17 protein-coding genes and 2 riboswitches are annotated in these 16,992 nt (G+C 41.3%); of the genes, 6 read left to right on the forward strand and 11 right to left on the reverse strand.

What is annotated here, in order from left to right:
- Window positions 1-354 precede the first annotated feature (354 nt).
- The 3 genes from MKY77_RS06655 to MKY77_RS06665 form a co-directional block, all read right to left on the reverse strand.
- Window positions 355-1,398, reverse strand: a complete 1,044-nt coding sequence (locus tag MKY77_RS06655; protein WP_339149468.1) for a ribonucleotide-diphosphate reductase subunit beta — start codon at window positions 1,396-1,398, stop codon at window positions 355-357.
- A gap of 15 nt (window positions 1,399-1,413) precedes the next feature.
- Complete coding sequence (locus MKY77_RS06660; RefSeq protein WP_339149469.1) at window positions 1,414-3,675, reverse strand: ribonucleoside-diphosphate reductase subunit alpha; 2,262 nt, start codon at window positions 3,673-3,675, stop codon at window positions 1,414-1,416.
- Window positions 3,676-3,921: 246 nt separating this feature from the next.
- Window positions 3,922-4,118, reverse strand: a riboswitch (cobalamin riboswitch).
- 206 nt (window positions 4,119-4,324) lie between these two features.
- Window positions 4,325-5,152, reverse strand: a complete 828-nt coding sequence (locus tag MKY77_RS06665; protein ID WP_339149470.1) for an STAS domain-containing protein — start codon at window positions 5,150-5,152, stop codon at window positions 4,325-4,327.
- Between the two features lie 168 nt (window positions 5,153-5,320).
- On the opposite strand from MKY77_RS06665, the gene MKY77_RS06670 reads away from it, so the two are divergent.
- A complete protein-coding gene (locus tag MKY77_RS06670; RefSeq protein WP_339149471.1) occupies window positions 5,321-6,223 on the forward strand; it encodes an aldo/keto reductase in 903 nt (300 codons plus the stop codon).
- A gap of 82 nt (window positions 6,224-6,305) precedes the next feature.
- On the opposite strand, the gene MKY77_RS06675 is transcribed toward MKY77_RS06670, so the two are convergent.
- Window positions 6,306-6,536 carry a hypothetical protein gene (locus MKY77_RS06675; RefSeq protein WP_339149472.1) on the reverse strand — a complete coding sequence of 77 codons (231 nt, stop codon included), beginning with the start codon at window positions 6,534-6,536 and terminating at the stop codon, window positions 6,306-6,308.
- A gap of 313 nt (window positions 6,537-6,849) precedes the next feature.
- On the opposite strand from MKY77_RS06675, the gene MKY77_RS06680 reads away from it, so the two are divergent.
- Window positions 6,850-8,100, forward strand: coding sequence for a dicarboxylate/amino acid:cation symporter (locus tag MKY77_RS06680; RefSeq protein WP_339149974.1), 1,251 nt, complete (start codon window positions 6,850-6,852; stop codon window positions 8,098-8,100).
- A gap of 53 nt (window positions 8,101-8,153) precedes the next feature.
- Here MKY77_RS06680 and MKY77_RS06685 read toward each other — a convergent pair whose 3' ends face one another.
- From MKY77_RS06685 to MKY77_RS06695, 3 genes are read right to left on the reverse strand one after another with little or no spacing between them, the layout of a single operon-like run.
- Window positions 8,154-8,468, reverse strand: coding sequence for a multidrug efflux SMR transporter (locus MKY77_RS06685; protein ID WP_339149473.1), 315 nt, complete (start codon window positions 8,466-8,468; stop codon window positions 8,154-8,156).
- A gap of 1 nt (window position 8,469) precedes the next feature.
- The gene (locus MKY77_RS06690; protein WP_339149474.1) at window positions 8,470-8,820 is read right to left on the reverse strand and encodes a multidrug efflux SMR transporter; all 351 of its coding nucleotides are present in this window, start codon (window positions 8,818-8,820) and stop codon (window positions 8,470-8,472) included.
- A gap of 2 nt (window positions 8,821-8,822) precedes the next feature.
- Window positions 8,823-9,416 carry a TetR/AcrR family transcriptional regulator gene (locus tag MKY77_RS06695; RefSeq protein ID WP_339149475.1) on the reverse strand — a complete coding sequence of 198 codons (594 nt, stop codon included), beginning with the start codon at window positions 9,414-9,416 and terminating at the stop codon, window positions 8,823-8,825.
- Window positions 9,417-9,561: 145 nt separating this feature from the next.
- Here MKY77_RS06695 and MKY77_RS06700 point away from each other — a divergent pair, with 145 nt between their 5' ends.
- Together MKY77_RS06700 and MKY77_RS06705 are read left to right on the forward strand one after the other, a co-directional pair.
- Window positions 9,562-9,720 carry a hypothetical protein gene (locus tag MKY77_RS06700; protein ID WP_237663946.1) on the forward strand — a complete coding sequence of 53 codons (159 nt, stop codon included), beginning with the start codon at window positions 9,562-9,564 and terminating at the stop codon, window positions 9,718-9,720.
- Between the two features lie 13 nt (window positions 9,721-9,733).
- The gene (locus MKY77_RS06705; RefSeq protein ID WP_339149476.1) at window positions 9,734-10,063 is read left to right on the forward strand and encodes a hypothetical protein; all 330 of its coding nucleotides are present in this window, start codon (window positions 9,734-9,736) and stop codon (window positions 10,061-10,063) included.
- 50 nt (window positions 10,064-10,113) lie between these two features.
- On the opposite strand, the gene MKY77_RS06710 is transcribed toward MKY77_RS06705, so the two are convergent.
- From MKY77_RS06710 to ade, 3 genes are all read right to left on the reverse strand, one after another.
- Window positions 10,114-10,557, reverse strand: coding sequence for a hypothetical protein (locus MKY77_RS06710; RefSeq protein ID WP_339149477.1), 444 nt, complete (start codon window positions 10,555-10,557; stop codon window positions 10,114-10,116).
- 178 nt (window positions 10,558-10,735) lie between these two features.
- Window positions 10,736-11,251, reverse strand: coding sequence for a universal stress protein (locus MKY77_RS06715; RefSeq protein ID WP_339149478.1), 516 nt, complete (start codon window positions 11,249-11,251; stop codon window positions 10,736-10,738).
- A 160-nt stretch (window positions 11,252-11,411) separates the two neighbouring features.
- Entirely contained in the window at window positions 11,412-13,151 is a 1,740-nt protein-coding gene (gene ade / locus MKY77_RS06720) for an adenine deaminase (RefSeq protein ID WP_339149975.1), read from the reverse strand.
- A gap of 50 nt (window positions 13,152-13,201) precedes the next feature.
- A riboswitch (purine riboswitch) is annotated at window positions 13,202-13,303 on the reverse strand.
- 270 nt (window positions 13,304-13,573) lie between these two features.
- On the opposite strand from ade, the gene MKY77_RS06725 reads away from it, so the two are divergent.
- Both MKY77_RS06725 and MKY77_RS06730 read left to right on the forward strand, forming a co-directional pair.
- The gene (locus tag MKY77_RS06725; protein WP_339149479.1) at window positions 13,574-15,634 is read left to right on the forward strand and encodes a PBP1A family penicillin-binding protein; all 2,061 of its coding nucleotides are present in this window, start codon (window positions 13,574-13,576) and stop codon (window positions 15,632-15,634) included.
- A gap of 314 nt (window positions 15,635-15,948) precedes the next feature.
- Window positions 15,949-16,737 (forward strand): VLRF1 family aeRF1-type release factor, encoded by a 789-nt coding sequence (locus MKY77_RS06730; RefSeq protein WP_339149976.1) that lies wholly within the window; start codon window positions 15,949-15,951, stop codon window positions 16,735-16,737.
- Between the two features lie 55 nt (window positions 16,738-16,792).
- Here the strand turns inward: MKY77_RS06730 and MKY77_RS06735 are convergent, their stop codons facing one another.
- Window positions 16,793-16,957, reverse strand: coding sequence for a hypothetical protein (locus MKY77_RS06735; RefSeq protein WP_339149480.1), 165 nt, complete (start codon window positions 16,955-16,957; stop codon window positions 16,793-16,795).
- Window positions 16,958-16,992 lie beyond the last annotated feature (35 nt).

Below are 16,992 nucleotides of genomic sequence, written 5' to 3' on the forward strand. Positions count from 1 at the left end.
TTTTCACAAAACATTCTGTTATTATGGAAGGAGGACAAAGGGGGAGTATTCTGTGTTCAAAGATATAAAAACAAGAAAAAAACCTATTGTTTTCCTTCAACTGCTGCTGGTTATAAGCGGGCTCATTCTGGGGGGGATGGGAGCGTACCTTGATAGCCCTACACATTTGGGGTGGATGTTTTGGTTATTTGCAGGTGCTTTTCTTATCAGGGGATTGGAAAGGCTACTTTTGGAGAAACAAAGCTATATGGGCTATATGCTAATGGGGGTTTTCTATCTCGCCTTTTCTTTTTTTGTTTATCCTATCTGGTAAAGAGAGCCGTGGACTGCGTTGGTCCACGGCGGGAAAGCATCTTATAAATCGTCAAACCCATTATCCACGACATTCACTTTTGTGTATTGCCTTGATTTTTGTTCAAAGAAGTCCGACTTACCAAGATCCACTTCCTCATATGCTTTGATCCATTTTAAGGGGTTAGTCCGGTATCCTTCAAACGGGCGGTTGAAACCAAGCTGATTGGAGCGGACATTGGCATAGAATTTAATATAGGCTTCCACATCCTCAAGTTCAATGCCTGTAAAATGGTTTCCGATTATTTGTCTCGCCCAATCAATCTCCAGTTCTGCGGCCTGCTTAAAGGTCTCCTCCACAAATTGAGCAAGTGCCTCTGTATCATATTCTGGATATTCCAATAGAACTTCTTGAAATATCTTCACAAACAGATCGACATGAATCTGCTCATCCCTATTGATGTAATTGATCATCGTACTAGAGGCGACCATTTTTTGGTTTCTGGCAAGGTGATAAAAGAAAGCGAAGCCTGAATAAAAGAAAAGCCCTTCCAATATCACATCATATACAATCGATCGTAACAAATTTTCGACGGTAGGTTCCTCTGCAAAGGCTTTATAACCATCTGTAATGAAATCATTCCGCTTTCTCAAGGTCGGTTCGGTACGCCAGTATTCGAAAACCTCCTCTTGTTTAGTACGAGTTACAAGACTTGATAGGACGTAGGAATAGGAGTGATTATGTACGACCTCCTGTTGGGCAAGCATAATCATCAATGCGTTCAGACTGGAGTCGGTTAAATAATCAGCGACTTTACCTGCATAGTCAGTCTGAATACTGTCCAAGAGTGCAAGCAGGCCGATGATCTTCAGGAACGCATCCTGTTCTTTTGCTGTCAGCCCCGGGAATTGTTTAATATCCTGGGACATATTGATTTCAAAAGGAGACCAGAAATTGGCCAGCATTTTCTTGTACTTGGGATATGCCCAGGAAAACGCTACGTCATCCCAATTCAGTACATTGGAGCTATCCCCGTTGATGATTCTGGTAGATCTATTAGGTGCATGTGTGTCCATGATGGAACGTTTATGAAGATAATTACTCATTTTTCTTCCTCCCTATTAACTTGCGCACGAATCGCATTCTTCTATTTCCTTAGATGTCGACCGAACGTAGTAGGTGGTTTTAAGCCCCTGCTTCCATGCTTCCAAATGAAGATCTAATAAGGCCTTGGCTTTAATGGTGTTGGTGACATATAGGTTAAAGGAGATGGCCTGGTCAATATGCTTTTGCCTTGCCGCATTCTGGGTGATGCTCCAATGCTGATCAATATGATAGGCGGACTTATAGAACCAAGTAGTTTCTGAATTTAAGTCAGGTGCCGTAACCGGTATCTTATAATCTTTTTTCTCTTCCGAGTAAACCTTCAGGAAAATCGGGTCGATACTCGCTGTGCTTCCGGCAATGATTGAAGTTGTCGCATTTGGGGCAACAGCCATCAGATAGCCATTACGGATACCGGTAGTGGCCACTTTCTTTTGAAGCACTTCCCAGTCCAGCCCTGCTTTGGAATCATAATTTCTTTTTGAAAAATATTTCCCAGTTTGCCAGTCCGATCCTTCAAATGCAGGGTACGCACCTTTTTCTTTGGCAAGTAGGGCACTTGCTTGAATCGTGTAGAAAGCGATTCTTTCGTAAAGGTCATCCGCATACTTTACCGCTTTTTCCGATTCCCATTTGATGCCTTCCAATGCCAGCAGGTGGTGCCAGCCAAAGGTGCCAAGCCCTACAGCCCTGTACTTTTGATTAGTTATTTTTGCTTGAAGAACAGGGATATCATTTAAATCAATCACATTATCAAGCATGCGGACTTGAATGGGAATAAGACGCTCTAGCACATCCTCTTTCACCGCACGTGCAAGGTTTATGGACGATAGATTGCAAACAACGAAATCACCTGGTGTTTTGACGGTGATGATGCTTCCGTCTTTCACTGCTTGAGTATTGGTTACCGTGGCACTTTGGTTCTGGGTAATTTCTGTACAAAGGTTGGTACAATAAATCATCCCTTTATGATGATTAGGGTTCATGCGGTTTACCTCGTCACGGTAAAACATGAAGGGACTTCCCGTTTCAAGCTGCCCTCTCATGATTGCTTTCATGATGTCGATGGCTGCCACTTTTTCCTTTGCAAGATCAGGGTGGTTCACGCATTCCTCATATCTTATCCGGAAGCTACCGTCGCCTTTTACCTCGTCAAAATAATCTTCCAGGGAGTATCCCATCGTCTTTCTGACTTCATGGGGATCAAATAAATACCAGTCACCTCTTTTTTCTACTTGCTCCATAAAAATGTCGGGAATACAGACACCATTGAAAAGGTCGTGTGTACGCATCCGCTCGTCCCCGTTGTTCAGCTTGCTGTCGAGAAAGGAAAAAATGTCTTTATGCCAAACATCGAGATAGACGGAAATGGCTCCTTTACGTTGGCCAAGTTGGTCCACACTGACTGCTGTATTGTTCAATTGTTTCATCCATGGAATGACGCCACTGGAAACTCCTTTAAAACCACGGATATCACTGCCGCGGCTTCGGATTTTACCGAGGTATACTCCGATTCCTCCACCAGATTTGGAGAGGTTGGCAATATCTGTATTGCTGTCATATATTCCTTGTAAACTATCATCCACTGTATCGATGAAACAACTAGAAAGTTGGCCGTACGTTTTACCTGCATTTGCAAAGGTGGGGGTGGCTACCGTCATATATAAATTGCTCAAAGCCCAGTAAGCCTCCTTTACATACTGAAGCCTGTTTTTCTGTTCCTTTCTCATGAGTGTCATGGCGATTATCATGAACCGTTCTTGTGGAAGCTCCCAAAGCTCCTTGTTGTGGTCACGCGTTAAATATCGATCTGACAGAGTCTTCAGGCCAATATAAGTAAAAAGATGGTCTCTTTCAGGTTGTAAGAAAGCCTCCAATTCTTGGACTTCATTTTCTGTGTAAGACTCTAAAAGTTGAGAATGATAGATTCCTTTATGGGTTAACGCTTCTATTAATTGGTACAGATTTGTATAAGAAATCGTAGTATTCCTGTTATGGCGAACATTCTGTTGAAGTTGATGAGCAAGGAGTCTAGAAGCTATATAGGTCCAATCTGGTTCTTCTTCTGTCAAATGACTGAGCGCTTCTAAAATTAGTTGATTATAAAGCTCTTGTACTTGGTTAAGGGGTAACAGCTTGTTAGAAAGCTTCTCCGCTTTTTGTAAAAATATGTCCGCCTCAAGAGAAGGGAATTCCCTTAGGGTTGATTCAAGTAATCCTTGAAAGGTTTGTAAGGATTGCATATTTTCTTTGTGTGGTGTTTCTGTATGTATGGTCATCTTTCTTCACTCCGTTTCGTCTATAAGATAAGGCTTCATTCGTTCCCCAAATGGGGTATGGGGGAATGGAAATTCCGGGAATAAAAAAAATCCACTCAGGCAGCTGAGTGGATCAAACGATCATAGAAAGGGAGAATAGAGGAAGGGGGGATCCTAAAACCGTGCCAACGGGATGTTGGGTCCGGATATACCTGCTCTTTCCATATGTTTCTAGTGATCGTTTCATCTTCTCAACTCCCGAAGAAAGAGAAACTAATCGCTAAAGGCAGGTCTCCTGACTCATGCTTCTTCCTATCTTGATCCTTCCCATATAAGAGCCGTTAAGCCTGTTTATACAGTGGTTTTTCAAGATCGTCTGCACTTACAGTTGCGGGGACAGTTCCGGAGTTTCACCAGATTCCCTATTAAGTCTATTAAAAGACACCTTTACCGCATTATTAAACAAAATACTGTATGTAGTTAGTTAATTGTCATCTAAGCACTATATATAGTGTTATTCATGAATGATAGTATAATCATAAATGAAACATAATCAAATGGCAAGACATTTCATGTGCAAGATTTTTAGAATGGATAGAAGGATTTTTGGGGAGGTTCGACATGAAGTGAAAAATTCCTGCCGGGGTCTGACCCCGACAGGAATTTTTTATTATTGCTGCTGTAACACCTGTTCGATAGACCCACTGATGTGGATGTCGCGAAGGATAAGGCCTGAGTTGATGAATTGCAGGCTTAGTTCCGGCCTCAGTCCTGTTATGATAGGCGTGATGCCTATAAGTTTAAGGGAGCGGAGGAGGAGGTCCATGGTATGGAGGACCGTTCTATCCAATTTATAAACACCGGAAAAATCAATGATCAGTTTGGAGATGGACAGGTTTTTACTTTTTTCCAATGTCTCTTCTATAAGGATACTTGCCCGTACATCGTCAATTTCCCCGACAAGGGGTAGAACGGCCATCCCTTGGAGTAGTGGTACAATTGGGATGGATAGTCTGATCAGGGAGGCTCTTGTATCCAGCATTTTCTGTTCGGTTGCAATGGAAAAGGCCTGACTGAATCCGTAGACGATAATATTGAACAACTCATCTATAAGGATGAAGATCTCCGAGATTTGTTTCATTGGGTATCCTTCATTTGTCCCTTCCTTCTGGATAAAGGCCCATAAGCACCTCTTATACAATGTCATGTTGGAAAGCGTTTCCTCTAATGACCCTCCAGCTTTTACAGACATAAAGCCTATGGATTCCCCCCAATTCTTGGCACGGTCTAAGATGGATTTCTCAGAATCCAACACGTATTCTCCCAAAAACTGAATGAGGGTCCGAAAGATTTCTTTGATTTTATCTTCGGTCTCTTCCTGTCTGTATTGAGGAACGTCTGGATAGGTTTTCTGGATTTCCCTAAGCATGTTTTCTGCTACCTCATGCTGTGAATCTATCAATCTATTCCCTATCAGTGTTTGTGCCGTCAATGTCATAATAGGTATTCCTTTCTTCAAAACCTGTAATAGTTATTAACTATTTTAAAGAAAAGTTTATTAGTTGTATATCTTTTAATGGTATAAGCTAAAAGAAAGGCGTTTTTTTGGCTTATGAAGCGTGGAAGAGGTATAATTTTTAAATAATTAATGAATAGGAGTGAGAGAATGGAGCGGGTTCAGTTAGCGGAAGATGTATCTTTATCAAGAATCGTTCATGGTATGTGGAGGTTGAATGATTGGGGATACAGTAAGGAAGAGACTTTGAATTTCATTGAGAGCTGTTTGTACATGGGCATTACATCCTTTGATCATGCTGATATATACGGGAACTACACGGTGGAGGAACAGTTCGGCCATGCATTGGCATTGAAGCCTTCGCTAAGAGACCAGATAGAACTGGTAACAAAATGTGGGATTAAATTGATCTCTACCAATAGGCCCGAACACAAAATTAAACATTATGATACAAGCAAGGAACATATCATTCAGTCTGTAGAACAATCTTTAAGAAACTTCCAAACAGACTATATCGATTTATTGTTAATACATAGACCAGATCCCATGATGGACCCAAGTGAAGTGGCAGAAGCATTTACCCAATTGAAAAGGGAAGGGAAGGTAAAACGCTTTGGTGTATCGAATTTTCTACCGTCCCAATACAACCTGCTAAACTCCTCTTTGGATGATTCATTGGTGACCAATCAAATCGAAATTTCTGCAACTCATTTGGAGCATTTTGAGAATGGAACGTTAGAACAATGCCAAAGAGATCGTATCTCTCCTATGGCATGGTCTCCACTTGGTGGAGGAAGTATTTTCACAAGTGGGGACGAGAAAACGGTGCGCGTCCGAAATGTTTTGGAGAAAATAAAAGTAGAAACAGGGGCTACCTCCATCGATCAAGTATTATATGCTTGGTTACTTTCTCATCCTGCAACGATCATACCGATAGTTGGGTCTGGGAAACTAGACCGAGTAAAATCAGCGGTTGACGCATTGGGACTTAAACTTTCAAGACAGCAGTGGTTTGAAATCCTGGAATCTTCAAAGGGAAATGAAGTGGCATAATTATTATATTTTAATAGTAAAAAAACCGGGACATTTGTCCTGGTTTTTTAGTTGAGAAACCCTTTTTATGGAATGGTTTCCATTAAAATTTAAATTGATTGTTTCTCTTTTCCACGAACTTTTTGTACACATCAGACAAAAACATCAATCCGACACACCCAAAAATGACATACGATAAATTAAAGTAGAGAGCAGGATCTATTCTAACATGTTCCCCGCCCGCAGCAATTTTAATGATTTGGTAAGAATCTATGGCAACTTTAGCTGCAACAAGGATAAATATTGCCACAATAACTCTCCAAAGTAATTTCATCTGAACCCCTCCATCATTGCATGAAAAATTTTCTATTTGTAAATGCTATAAAAGTTAAATTAATGGGTAAATAAAAGTAGAAAATCGTTGTTAAATATATCAAAACTGAGAAAAGAAAACAATAAGACTTTTGGACTTTTTATAGTGTATTATAACAGACAACCAGAGACCGGTCTATCATAAATCACTTTACAGATTTAAAAATACCCCGTAGAATGAAAAAAGTCGCCTTTTGTCGAATTATAGAATATATCCAAGGATTCTGAAAAAGAAATTATATTAATATTACAAAAGGGAGGAATTTCATGTGAAAATGACATTAACAAAGAAAATTATTATCGGTCTTATCTTAGGTATTTTAGTTGGTCTTGCATTGAATATTTATGCACCATCGCTATTTCAACCATTTGATACATATCTCTTTCAACCTTTAGGGAAGATATTCCTGAATCTTATCACCATGCTGGTTGTTCCAATAGTCCTTATCTCCATCACACTTGGTGTGGTCGGTTTGGGGGATACCAAGAAGCTAGGAACCATCGGGCTAAAGACAATTGTGTTCTTCATGGTTACCACGTGTATTGCGATCACAATTGGCCTATCACTTGCTTCTGTCATCCAACCGGGACTTGCAGGTAACTTTGAAAATATGATGGTGGATGAGCTGTCCGAAGAAGAAAAGCCAGAAGAAGCCCCACCAGTTATGGAAACTCTTTTAAACATCATTCCGACAAACCCTATCAAGGCAATGGCAGAGGGGGAAATGCTCCAAATAATCTCCTTTTCCGTACTCCTTGGATTTGCCATAAATGCATTGGGAGAAAAAGCAGGCAGAGTCAAGACTTTACTGGAGCAAGCAAATGATATAGTGATGTTTCTTGTTCATATTGTTATCAAAACCGCGCCATATGGGGCATTCGGTTTAATCGCTTCAGCGGTTGGTGGACTTGGGATCGACGCAATTAAAGCGATGGGTGCCTATTTCATTGTCGTAATAATCGCCTTGTTCTTGCATTTCTTTATTACTTACGGAGGCGCTTTATTCCTATTAGGGAAAATCAATCCGCTTACGTTCTTTAAACGATTCATTCCGGCAATGAGTGTCGCTTTCAGTACATCCAGCAGTAATGCAACTCTTCCGATGTCGATGGATGTGGCTCAGGAAAACCTTGGCGTACCAAAACGGATCAGCAGTTTCGTTCAGCCGCTCGGTGCCACTATCAACATGGACGGTACTGCAATCATGCAAGGTGTAGCAACTGTCTTTATTGCTCAGGTATATGGAATCGACCTGTCTTTGACACAGCTGCTTACAGTTGTAGGTTTAGCAGTTGTAGCGAGTATCGGGACAGCTGGTGTTCCTGGGGTAGGTTTTATCCTGCTAGCCATGGTGCTTGGCCAGGTAGGTCTTCCTGTTGAAGGAATTGCTCTTATTCTAGGGATTGACCGTTTATTGGATATGACAAGAACGGCAGTCAACATTACAGGCGACGCAGCATGTGCCTTTATTGTGGCGAAGTCTGAAGAAGGCGAAATCAATATACCCAAAGAACAACAAATATAAGAAGGAAAAGCCATTCCAGATCATCATGGTCGGAATGGCTTTTTTTATATTGCTTATTGAGTGATTTTCAATCCAATCACCCCGATAATAATCAGAGATAGCAACACAATTCGTATTCTCTCCTTGGATTCTTTAAATAAAATCATCCCAAGTAGTACACTTCCTGCTGATCCGATTCCAGTCCATACAGCATAAGCAGTACCCATAGGAATTTCTTTTAAGGCAAGCGATAGGAAATAAAAACTTAACATTCCGATGACGGCAAAGCTGATGGAAGGTATGAGTTTTTTGAACCCATCAGCAAATTTTAATGAAACTACCGCACCGATTTCGCAAACACCTGCAATCGTAAGAAATATCCATGCCATCTCAAATCCCCTCCTCAATTATTTTTTTGTCTTCATCAGGAGTGGTCATTTTTAACCCGATAATCCCAATCAACATAAGACTGATAAAAAATAACTTAGAAAAGCTGGCCGATTCTCCGAAAAACAGTATTCCGACAACAGCGGTGCCAGCAGCTCCAAATCCTGTGAAAATGGCATAAGCTGTCCCAATAGGGATATATTTAAGTGACTTAGAGAATAGATAAAAACTGATTGCCAACGTAATAACCGTGACGATGCTTGGAATCAGAACCGTAAATCCCTCTGAGAATCTCAAGCCTAAAACCCATATTATTTCTAAAAGTCCTGCTATAAAAATGTACACCCATTGCATGATTATTGACCTCCAATCTTTGCGGCTTTCCAAAAGTGCTCAAAGGCATGCTCCACCTTCTTGTCGTACTCAGGTAAGGGATAGAAGAAACGCTGTACAAAGAGGCCGTCAATCAGGCAATAAAAAGAATCGATTAATGGTTCGATGGACTGATTGGAAATCTCTTTATTTTGTTGTCCCGCTCCAATAATTTCTCTAAGGATAGCCGTGGTATGCGCTTCTGTTTGGATGAATTGTTCCTGGATGTAAGAACGGAAATGCTCTTCAGGGAATAAAAGGGTTCTTTTGTACAAAAGCCCCAGTGTTTCATCCTTCCAAAAGTCCACCATGTTCTTCAAGAACATATATAATACTTCTTTGGTGGAATGCTGGTCCATAACAGATGGGTCAATGCTTACACGGTCTAAAAACGTATCCATCAGTTCCTGGAGAATAGAAAGGTACAAATCATCTTTATTTTTAAAATGTGCATAAAGGGAAGGTTTTTTTATTCCTACCATTGTCGCCACCTCATTTAGCGACGTTCCATAATACCCCTTTTGGGCAAAGAGCTGAATGGCGCTATGTTTAATTCGTTCTGATGTAGAAGTAGACATAAAATTTTCTCCTCATAAAAAACTACCTAACGTTCGTTAGGTGCAAGATCATTATACAACGGTCGGTAGGTTAAATCAAATATTTCTGGGTTTTATATTTGACCAATGGGGTATTTAAACGTTAAGAGATGAGGGAGGAATTGATGTGAAAAAACGGTTGAAAGCTAAGTTGGAAAAGAGGCAAGCTCTTTTTAAATCACAATCTGAGCACCGTGCGATTGGACACACCAATCGATTAGTGGCCTCGCGTCAGAGAGCACAAAGCAATACACATCGACCTACACCAAAAGAACAGCAACAATAAGGAGGGGACTGCTTTGGGTGAAAATACGTTGAAAAAGAAGAATCAGAATTTGATGGAAAAGGCCAAGTATGCAGAAGAAGGATCAGGCCTGAAGAAAGATGCAAAGAGCGTCCGGAGAATTAACCGGCACATGGAGAGGGAAAAGAATCGTAAAGAGCAAAAAGCGGCACAACCTGCGTATGAAGTGTCTGTGAATGATAATACCTTCAAAGTCACAGGCGTTAATTCAGAACAGGAAGCCATTGATAAGCTTTCCAAATGGAGCGCCTTTCATAATATGGTCAATAAGATGAAGGAAAACGATGAAGAGGTAAATATTGAAGCAAAGAAAATACAGGGATAACAAAACACACCACTGAAAGATGTGGTGTGTTTTGCTGTAATGGCAAACCATCAAATACATTGGAAAGAGCGGATGCGGTTTGTATCAATTCCGAAGTACACCCATGTAAAGAAGAACCATCGATAACCAGCGACCGATCTTCTTCCGATAAAAGTGGGATAGAACCAGAATTGTTCCCCACTATTTAACCTAACCCATGTATAGCGGTACAAGCAACCGTAAAATGCTCCGGGATCCACCGCGAATACTGTCGGTCCACCTGGTGCCCCTAAACTTGCTGCTGTTTGAGGTGGCGGGCTGGAAGGTGGTGGTCCTGGTGGTGGCCCACCTCCCGGCCCTCCTCCAGGAGGTCCTCCACCCGGTGGTCCGAAGCCAGGTCCTCCAGGGGGCCCAAAACCAGGAGGTCCACCAGATGGTGGTCCAAAGCCAGGACCTTGACCACCACCGGGAGGCGGCCCAAATGGAGGGAAACTAAGTTGACGATAAGAATACATAGGATTTCTCCCTTCAAGTAAGTTCCCTATACGTTATGCGTATGCCCAGGGGATGGTGAAAATAAAAAAATCTTAAGTTAACTAGGTGGATTCGAGATGAACTTCGCGGTTTTTTTGGAGTGTTATTAATTAAAATAGCAGATTCCCTGATGGAAACCTGCTACATTGAAAATTTTAGTTATTTTGCAATTAGTACCGGACAGTTGGCGGTGTTCGTAACTTTATCACTTACACTCCCCAAAATCAGCTTTTTCAAGCCGCCAAGGCCTCTGCTTCCAATGATGATCAAGTCGCTTTCCTGTGTATCGGCGAAATTACAGATGGTTTTTGCAGGGTCGCCTTGCATTACCTCTACAGGAGCTTCCACTCTTTCTTGAGAAAGAAGGGCATGGATTTCATTCAATGCTTGTTCTGTGTCTTCATGATCAGCTGTAGCTACATGCTGCTTTGATGGCACACGTTCTTTCACATTTTGTGTATAAATGTTCAGTCCATCGACATTTCCCATTCCTCCTGCTGGCATTGCATCGGGTCTTGTTACAGGGATGGGAACATTAACCGAGCTTTCTTCCAATACATGTAGAATCGTGATATTGGAATCCAACCTCTTTTTCATGTCAATCCCCATTTTAACGGCCTTTAAACTGCTATGCGAACCGTCATAGGCAATCAGTATATTCCTAAAAGGTCCCATCGTTCATCTACTCCTTTCAACTGTTTTGTGTATGTTTATCGTTGTAATTTAAGTACCCTATGCAACAACTTTTAAACGCAATGAAAAGGTGAAGGAGAACAAAAATTAACCTTAACCCCCAAAAAACAAATTTTGTAACGAAAGGAAGCGTCAGGATACCCTACTGGATAGCGATATGCTCATAGCGCGTAACATCAAATAAACCAGTATCCGTTATTTTTAAGGCAGGTATCACCGGAAGGCTCAAAAAGGATAATGCAACAAAAGGATGGAAGTCAGTTTGGCTTCCGATTAGATGGAGTGCATGGTGAAGTTCTTTTAGAGAATGCATTACTTTATCAGTAGGCATACTGGCCATCAAGCCTGAAATCTGCAGAGGCAATTTGGCTGTAACTTCTCCTTTTTTCACCACAATCAGGCCGCCCTGCATGCGTTCAAGGGCTCGGACAGCCACTAACATATCTTCATCATTAGTACCTACTGTCACGATATTGTGTGAGTCGTGAGCAACTGTTGATGCGATGGCCCCATCTTTCATTTGGAAACCTTTTACTATTCCAAGGCCGACATTTCCAGTATGACGGTGTCTTTCAATGACTGCCAGTTTCAAGTGATCCTGTTCGGTGTTCGGAATAAATCGCCCCTCCTTTGTTGATACCTTTTCACATATGTGTTTGGTTACAAGGCTGTTAGGAATAATTTCGATTATGTTGGCTGGTTCTCCAGAATCAATCTTTATATGAAGATCGTTGTTTGTTAAATGTGCTATTTTGACAGAGTCCAGAACCAAATCAGGAATTTGGAGAGGTAGGCTCTTGGAGGTGTTGCCATCTATTTTAATGCCATCTTTAAATACATTTTTAATGGTGAAACGTTCGAGTTCTTCTAAAAAAAGAAAGTCAGCACGGTATCCGGGTGCCACCGCGCCTCTGTCCGTTAGAGAGAAGCATTCGGCTGCATTCAACGTAGCGATCTGTATGGCAAGAAGCGGATCGAGACCTTCTTTGATTGCAATTCGAATATTGTGGTCGATGCTCCCCTCATTCACAAGGTCATCTAGATGCTTGTCATCTGTGCAGAAGAGAAAACGACGTGCGTTTCGTTCGTTTACCAGAGGAAGCAACGCTTTGACATCTTTGGCAACAGATCCTTCCCGCATCATCACATACATCCCCCGTTTGATTCGTTCTTTTGCTTCTTGGGCGGTAACGCATTCATGGTCTGTTTTTATGTGGGCAGATGCATAGATGTTCAATTCTTCTGCGACTAATCCTGCTCCATGGCCATCTATCCGCTTCTTATGTTGAATAGCCTGCGAAAGCTTTGCTAGCATGGCCTCATCTCTTTCGCGAACTGCAGGGAAATCCATCACTTCGGCCAGTCCTATGACTCTATCGTGTTTATAAAAAGGTTCTAAATCAGTTGCCTGTATGCTTGCTCCATTATGCTCAAAGGGAGTTGCAGGTACACAGGAAGGGAGCATGAAATATACATCCACAAGTACATTTTCTGTAGCATCTAGCATGAATTGTATCCCTTTCGTACCGCTTACATTAGCAATCTCATGTGGGTCAGTGATGATCGTGGTAACGCCATGAGATAGGATGACGCTAGTAAAGTAGTGTGGATGGATCATGGAAGATTCCATATGAACATGGCCGTCTATGAGGCCAGGACAAATGAAGGAACCGTCTGCATCGATTACTTGTTTTCCTTCATACTTCCCAATTCCTACAATCAGGCCATCTTTGATTGCAATGTCTTCTTCTATTATTTCTAGATTAAAGACATCTATAATTCTTCCATTTTTGATGACGAGGTCTGCAGTTGTTTGTTTTCCTGCTGTTTTTATGATAGCTTCCAAGTTTTGAGTCATTGTTTTTCCCCTCCAAAAATGAATAAAACTCCAAGCGATAACTTGGAGTTTGACAGAGAGAATTACCCCACTTTAAATTGGGCGGGGTATCTCGTAGTCAAACTCTTTACGGTAGTTTGGTAGAAACTTATGGACCATATCTCCAAGATTATACGAGTAGTTCTATATGAGTATTTTTTGATAATTGTTCCTCATTATAGAAGGGGAAGGAATGGGAGTCAAGTACGAATATATTGGCGAAAAATTTCGAATATGGGTAAAGGGGTTCCCTTTTGTTGAAAAAGGGTATGTAATAGTGTTTAAGTTATAGGAATGTTATCATCAACATGTAATTTTTCTATAACTATCATAATGAATCATTTGGGGGTTTATGCACGTCACCCTAAAAAAGAAAGGTTTCATTTCGAATAACTATGAATATTTTGTTGCACATATAGGAGGTTCTTATGGCTGAAAGAGCAAGTAAGCATAAGCGGGGAGTGAGTTTCAGGGCACTGTTACTCATTGCGGGTTTATTGGCTTTAATTATTCTGTTAGGAATGCAATTATATATTAATTCAAGGGACGTCAGTGCATTGACTGATCCATTGCCACAGTCCTCTGTCATTTATGACCGTCACGGGGAAGTAGCAAGCAGGATCACTTCCAATCAAATAGAGGGGGTATCTTCCGATGAAATACCGGAAGTGCTCAAGCAGGCGGTTGTAGCGGTTGAGGACCAGCGCTTTTATGAGCATGATGGATTTGATTTTGTAGGGACTGTGCGTGCCCTGACTACGAATGTGAAAGCAGGGGGCTATGTACAGGGTGGAAGTACCATCACTCAGCAGTTAGCGAAAAACGTCTTTTTATCACATGATAAAACATTGAAACGGAAAACGGATGAATTCTTTTTGGCAAAGAAAGTGGAAAAATCCTATTCAAAGGACCAAATTATCAGTCTTTATCTTAACCAGATCTATTTTGGGGAAGGTGCCTGGGGTATCAAGCGGGCGGCAGCAGTTTATTTTGCCAAGGAACCCAAGGACCTGACATTGGCGGAGGCTGCTACTTTGGCCGGGCTGATTAAAGCCCCGTCTGCCTTGTCTCCATTAAATAATGAAGAACGCTCGATTCAACGCAGGAACCTGGTACTTTCTTTGATGCATAACCAAGGTTTTGTCACAGCCGAAGAAGTGGAAGAGGCAAAGCAGGAAGAGATGAAGCTTGAATCAAGGCACGTAGATCCGTATAAAGCTAAATATCCTAGCTTTACGGATTACATAATCGATGAAGCCGAAAGAATGTACGGCATCAGTGAAAGTGAGCTACTTGCGGGCGGGTACCGAGTGTACACCACATTGGAGCCGAAAGTCCAAGAAGCCCTTGAAAAAGTATATGCAGACCCAGAGAATTTTCCGACTGCGCCAACCGGAGAGGTGGCACAAAGCAGTGGCATTCTACTTGATCCGAAATCAGGAGGGATTCTCGGAATGATTGGGGGTAGGGACTATGAGTTCCGCGATTTCAACCGTGCCTCCAAATTGAAAAAACCTCCGGGTTCTACTGCCAAACCATTATTGGTGTATGCCCCTGCTCTTGAAGAGGGATATGATGTTTATGACATGTTGAATGACTCACCGACTGAATTCGGCGATTATACCCCTCAAAATCACACATTGGATTTTCGTGGAGAAGTTTCGATGTATGACGCAGTGTTGAATTCCTATAATATTCCTGCCGTATCCCTGCTTTATGAGATGGGGATCCAAAAAGGGATGGATGCAGCAAAGAAGCTATATCTCCCGGTTGATGAGAAAGAAGATAGAACATTAGGAAACATAGCCTTAGGTGGATTTTACGGAGTATCCCCTAAACATATGGCAGAAGCTTATTCGGTCTATGCCAATAATGGGGAGATCATTGAATCCCATGCAATTGTTAAAATTGAGACGGTTACAGGTCAAGAAGTAGCCTCATTTGAAGAAGAAAAAGAACGGGTCTTTTCAGAAGGCACGGTAGAAAAAATGAATTTTATGCTCAAAGAAGTAGTGGAAGAAGGCAGTGGAAAGAACGCCATCATAGAAGGGCGTGAAGTAGCCGGAAAAACTGGTTCCACCCAAACAAGTGACAATAACCATGGTGCTACATCCAACCAATGGTTTGTTGGTTACACCCCGCAGATTGTCGGAGCATTCTGGATAGGATTCGATAAAGAGTCTTCAGAAAATGTACTCCCAATCATTTCTGGTGCCGGTAGTCCATCAGCCAAGGTGTTTCAGCAGGTTGTTAGTGAAGCGCTTGAAGGGGAACCGGTAGAATCCTTCAACCTCCCAGCAAGCCTGCAGAAAAAGAAAGACTCTGCGAAGAAGGAAGAGAAAAAGCAGGAGCAAGAACAGCAAAGAAAGAAAGAGCAAAAGAAGAAAGATGAAAAGAAAAGAGAAGAAAAAAAGAAAAAAGAAGAGAAGAAAAGAGAAGAAAAAAAGAAAGAGCGTGGCAAGAAGAAAGACCGAGATGACGATGACTAACAGTAAACACCTTCCTCGATAAATGGGGAAGGTGTTTTTTCTGTGACTGTTATCGTAAACTTTGTTGCTTTTTCCTATGTTTAAAACAACCGTTATATTCTTTGCTATCATGCTCTTTTCCTGGCTGTACAGTCAAGCTCCCCTGCTTATTATAGAGTGAATAAACGATAAAAAGTTCAATTGCCGACTTTTTACTAGTGTATAAAACCAATCTTTAAGAAAAGAGCCTTATATGTTTAGATCATCCACTTTCGTGATAAAGACTATTAAACCACAAGTTTAAAGGAGAGGATTCTTTGACCTATCATAAGACAATGAAAAAACTTTCGAACATGAGATTTACTAAACCAGACAAAGTATTAAGCTTATATTTACACACCGATCGCAGCCACCCCGACCAGCAAGGTGGCGAATGGAAAATAGCATTGAAGAATGGGTTCAATCGATTAGAGGAATATATAGAAGCTAGCAGTATGGAAGAGTTAAAAAGATTGCGTTCCATTCGTGAAAATGTTGAAAAGTATGTGGAAAGCATGGATAGGAAAATGCCGAGAGGCCTAATCATCTTTGCATCTGCTGATAGCGGGCTATGGGAGACGTTTGAATTACAGGTTTCTGTACCGACCGATTTTTATTGGGAGGAATATCCTGTACTCGATGAGCTACAAAAAATGTATCAGGCATACCCTTTAACTGGTTTTATTCTTATGCAACAGAATGAAATTAAAATTCTTACATCGATGTTTGCCCTGATAGAAGAAAGTGAGTCGATGGAATATGATTTGGAAATCGATGACTGGAGAATGCATCAGGGTCCCTCTCATCACAGTTCCAGTATGGGAAGTGGAGCCATTAAAACTGCGAGCCAAGTGGATCATTACGAAGATCGCATCCATGCAAATCAGAAGAGATGGGTAAAGAGCCTTGGCAGCATGCTTGATAAAAAGGCAGCGGATAAGCAGTGGGAAAAAATAATTTTAGTTGGAGACAAAGGAGAAGCAGAATTGCTTGAAGGGTATATGAATAAAAAGGTGGATGCCATCATCCAGAAGAACCTATTAAATGAAAATGAGAACACTGTATTAGAAAAGTTATTAGCTTAACTTTTAGTAAAGCCCCCTTAAATTATTTAGGGGGCTTTCATTATGGTCCCTTGAGCTAGATAACAGGATATTCCGCTTCATATATTGGTTCTGTGTAGTACGGAGGGCGCGGTCCAATTTTGGGCATCGGCCATTTATTTGGTTGGTAAACCATTTGGACTTTTGCATCCGATTGATTGATTAACAATAGTTCGACTTCAGGGTTAAATTCGTAACGCAAAATAATCCACTCCTTCGCAATATTTTTTGAATGTG

This window comes from Sutcliffiella sp. FSL R7-0096, from assembly GCF_038595065.1.
GTDB lineage: Bacteria > Bacillota > Bacilli > Bacillales > Bacillaceae_I > Sutcliffiella_A.

Excerpts from the sequence above, each read along its gene's own strand:
- MKY77_RS06655 (WP_339149468.1), bottom strand. The coding sequence starts at position 1,398 with ATGAGTAATTATCTTCATAAACGTTCCATCATGGACACACATGCACCT.
- MKY77_RS06660 (WP_339149469.1), bottom strand. The coding sequence starts at position 3,675 with ATGACCATACATACAGAAACACCACACAAAGAAAATATGCAATCCTTA.
- MKY77_RS06665 (WP_339149470.1), bottom strand. The coding sequence starts at position 5,152 with ATGACATTGACGGCACAAACACTGATAGGGAATAGATTGATAGATTCA.
- MKY77_RS06670 (WP_339149471.1), top strand. The coding sequence starts at position 5,321 with ATGGAGCGGGTTCAGTTAGCGGAAGATGTATCTTTATCAAGAATCGTT.
- MKY77_RS06675 (WP_339149472.1), bottom strand. The coding sequence starts at position 6,536 with ATGAAATTACTTTGGAGAGTTATTGTGGCAATATTTATCCTTGTTGCA.
- MKY77_RS06680 (WP_339149974.1), top strand. The coding sequence starts at position 6,850 with ATGACATTAACAAAGAAAATTATTATCGGTCTTATCTTAGGTATTTTA.
- MKY77_RS06685 (WP_339149473.1), bottom strand. The coding sequence starts at position 8,468 with ATGGCATGGATATTTCTTACGATTGCAGGTGTTTGCGAAATCGGTGCG.
- MKY77_RS06690 (WP_339149474.1), bottom strand. The coding sequence starts at position 8,820 with ATGCAATGGGTGTACATTTTTATAGCAGGACTTTTAGAAATAATATGG.
- MKY77_RS06695 (WP_339149475.1), bottom strand. The coding sequence starts at position 9,416 with ATGTCTACTTCTACATCAGAACGAATTAAACATAGCGCCATTCAGCTC.
- MKY77_RS06710 (WP_339149477.1), bottom strand. The coding sequence starts at position 10,557 with ATGTATTCTTATCGTCAACTTAGTTTCCCTCCATTTGGGCCGCCTCCC.
- MKY77_RS06715 (WP_339149478.1), bottom strand. The coding sequence starts at position 11,251 with ATGGGACCTTTTAGGAATATACTGATTGCCTATGACGGTTCGCATAGC.
- MKY77_RS06725 (WP_339149479.1), top strand. The coding sequence starts at position 13,574 with ATGGCTGAAAGAGCAAGTAAGCATAAGCGGGGAGTGAGTTTCAGGGCA.
- MKY77_RS06730 (WP_339149976.1), top strand. The coding sequence starts at position 15,949 with ATGAAAAAACTTTCGAACATGAGATTTACTAAACCAGACAAAGTATTA.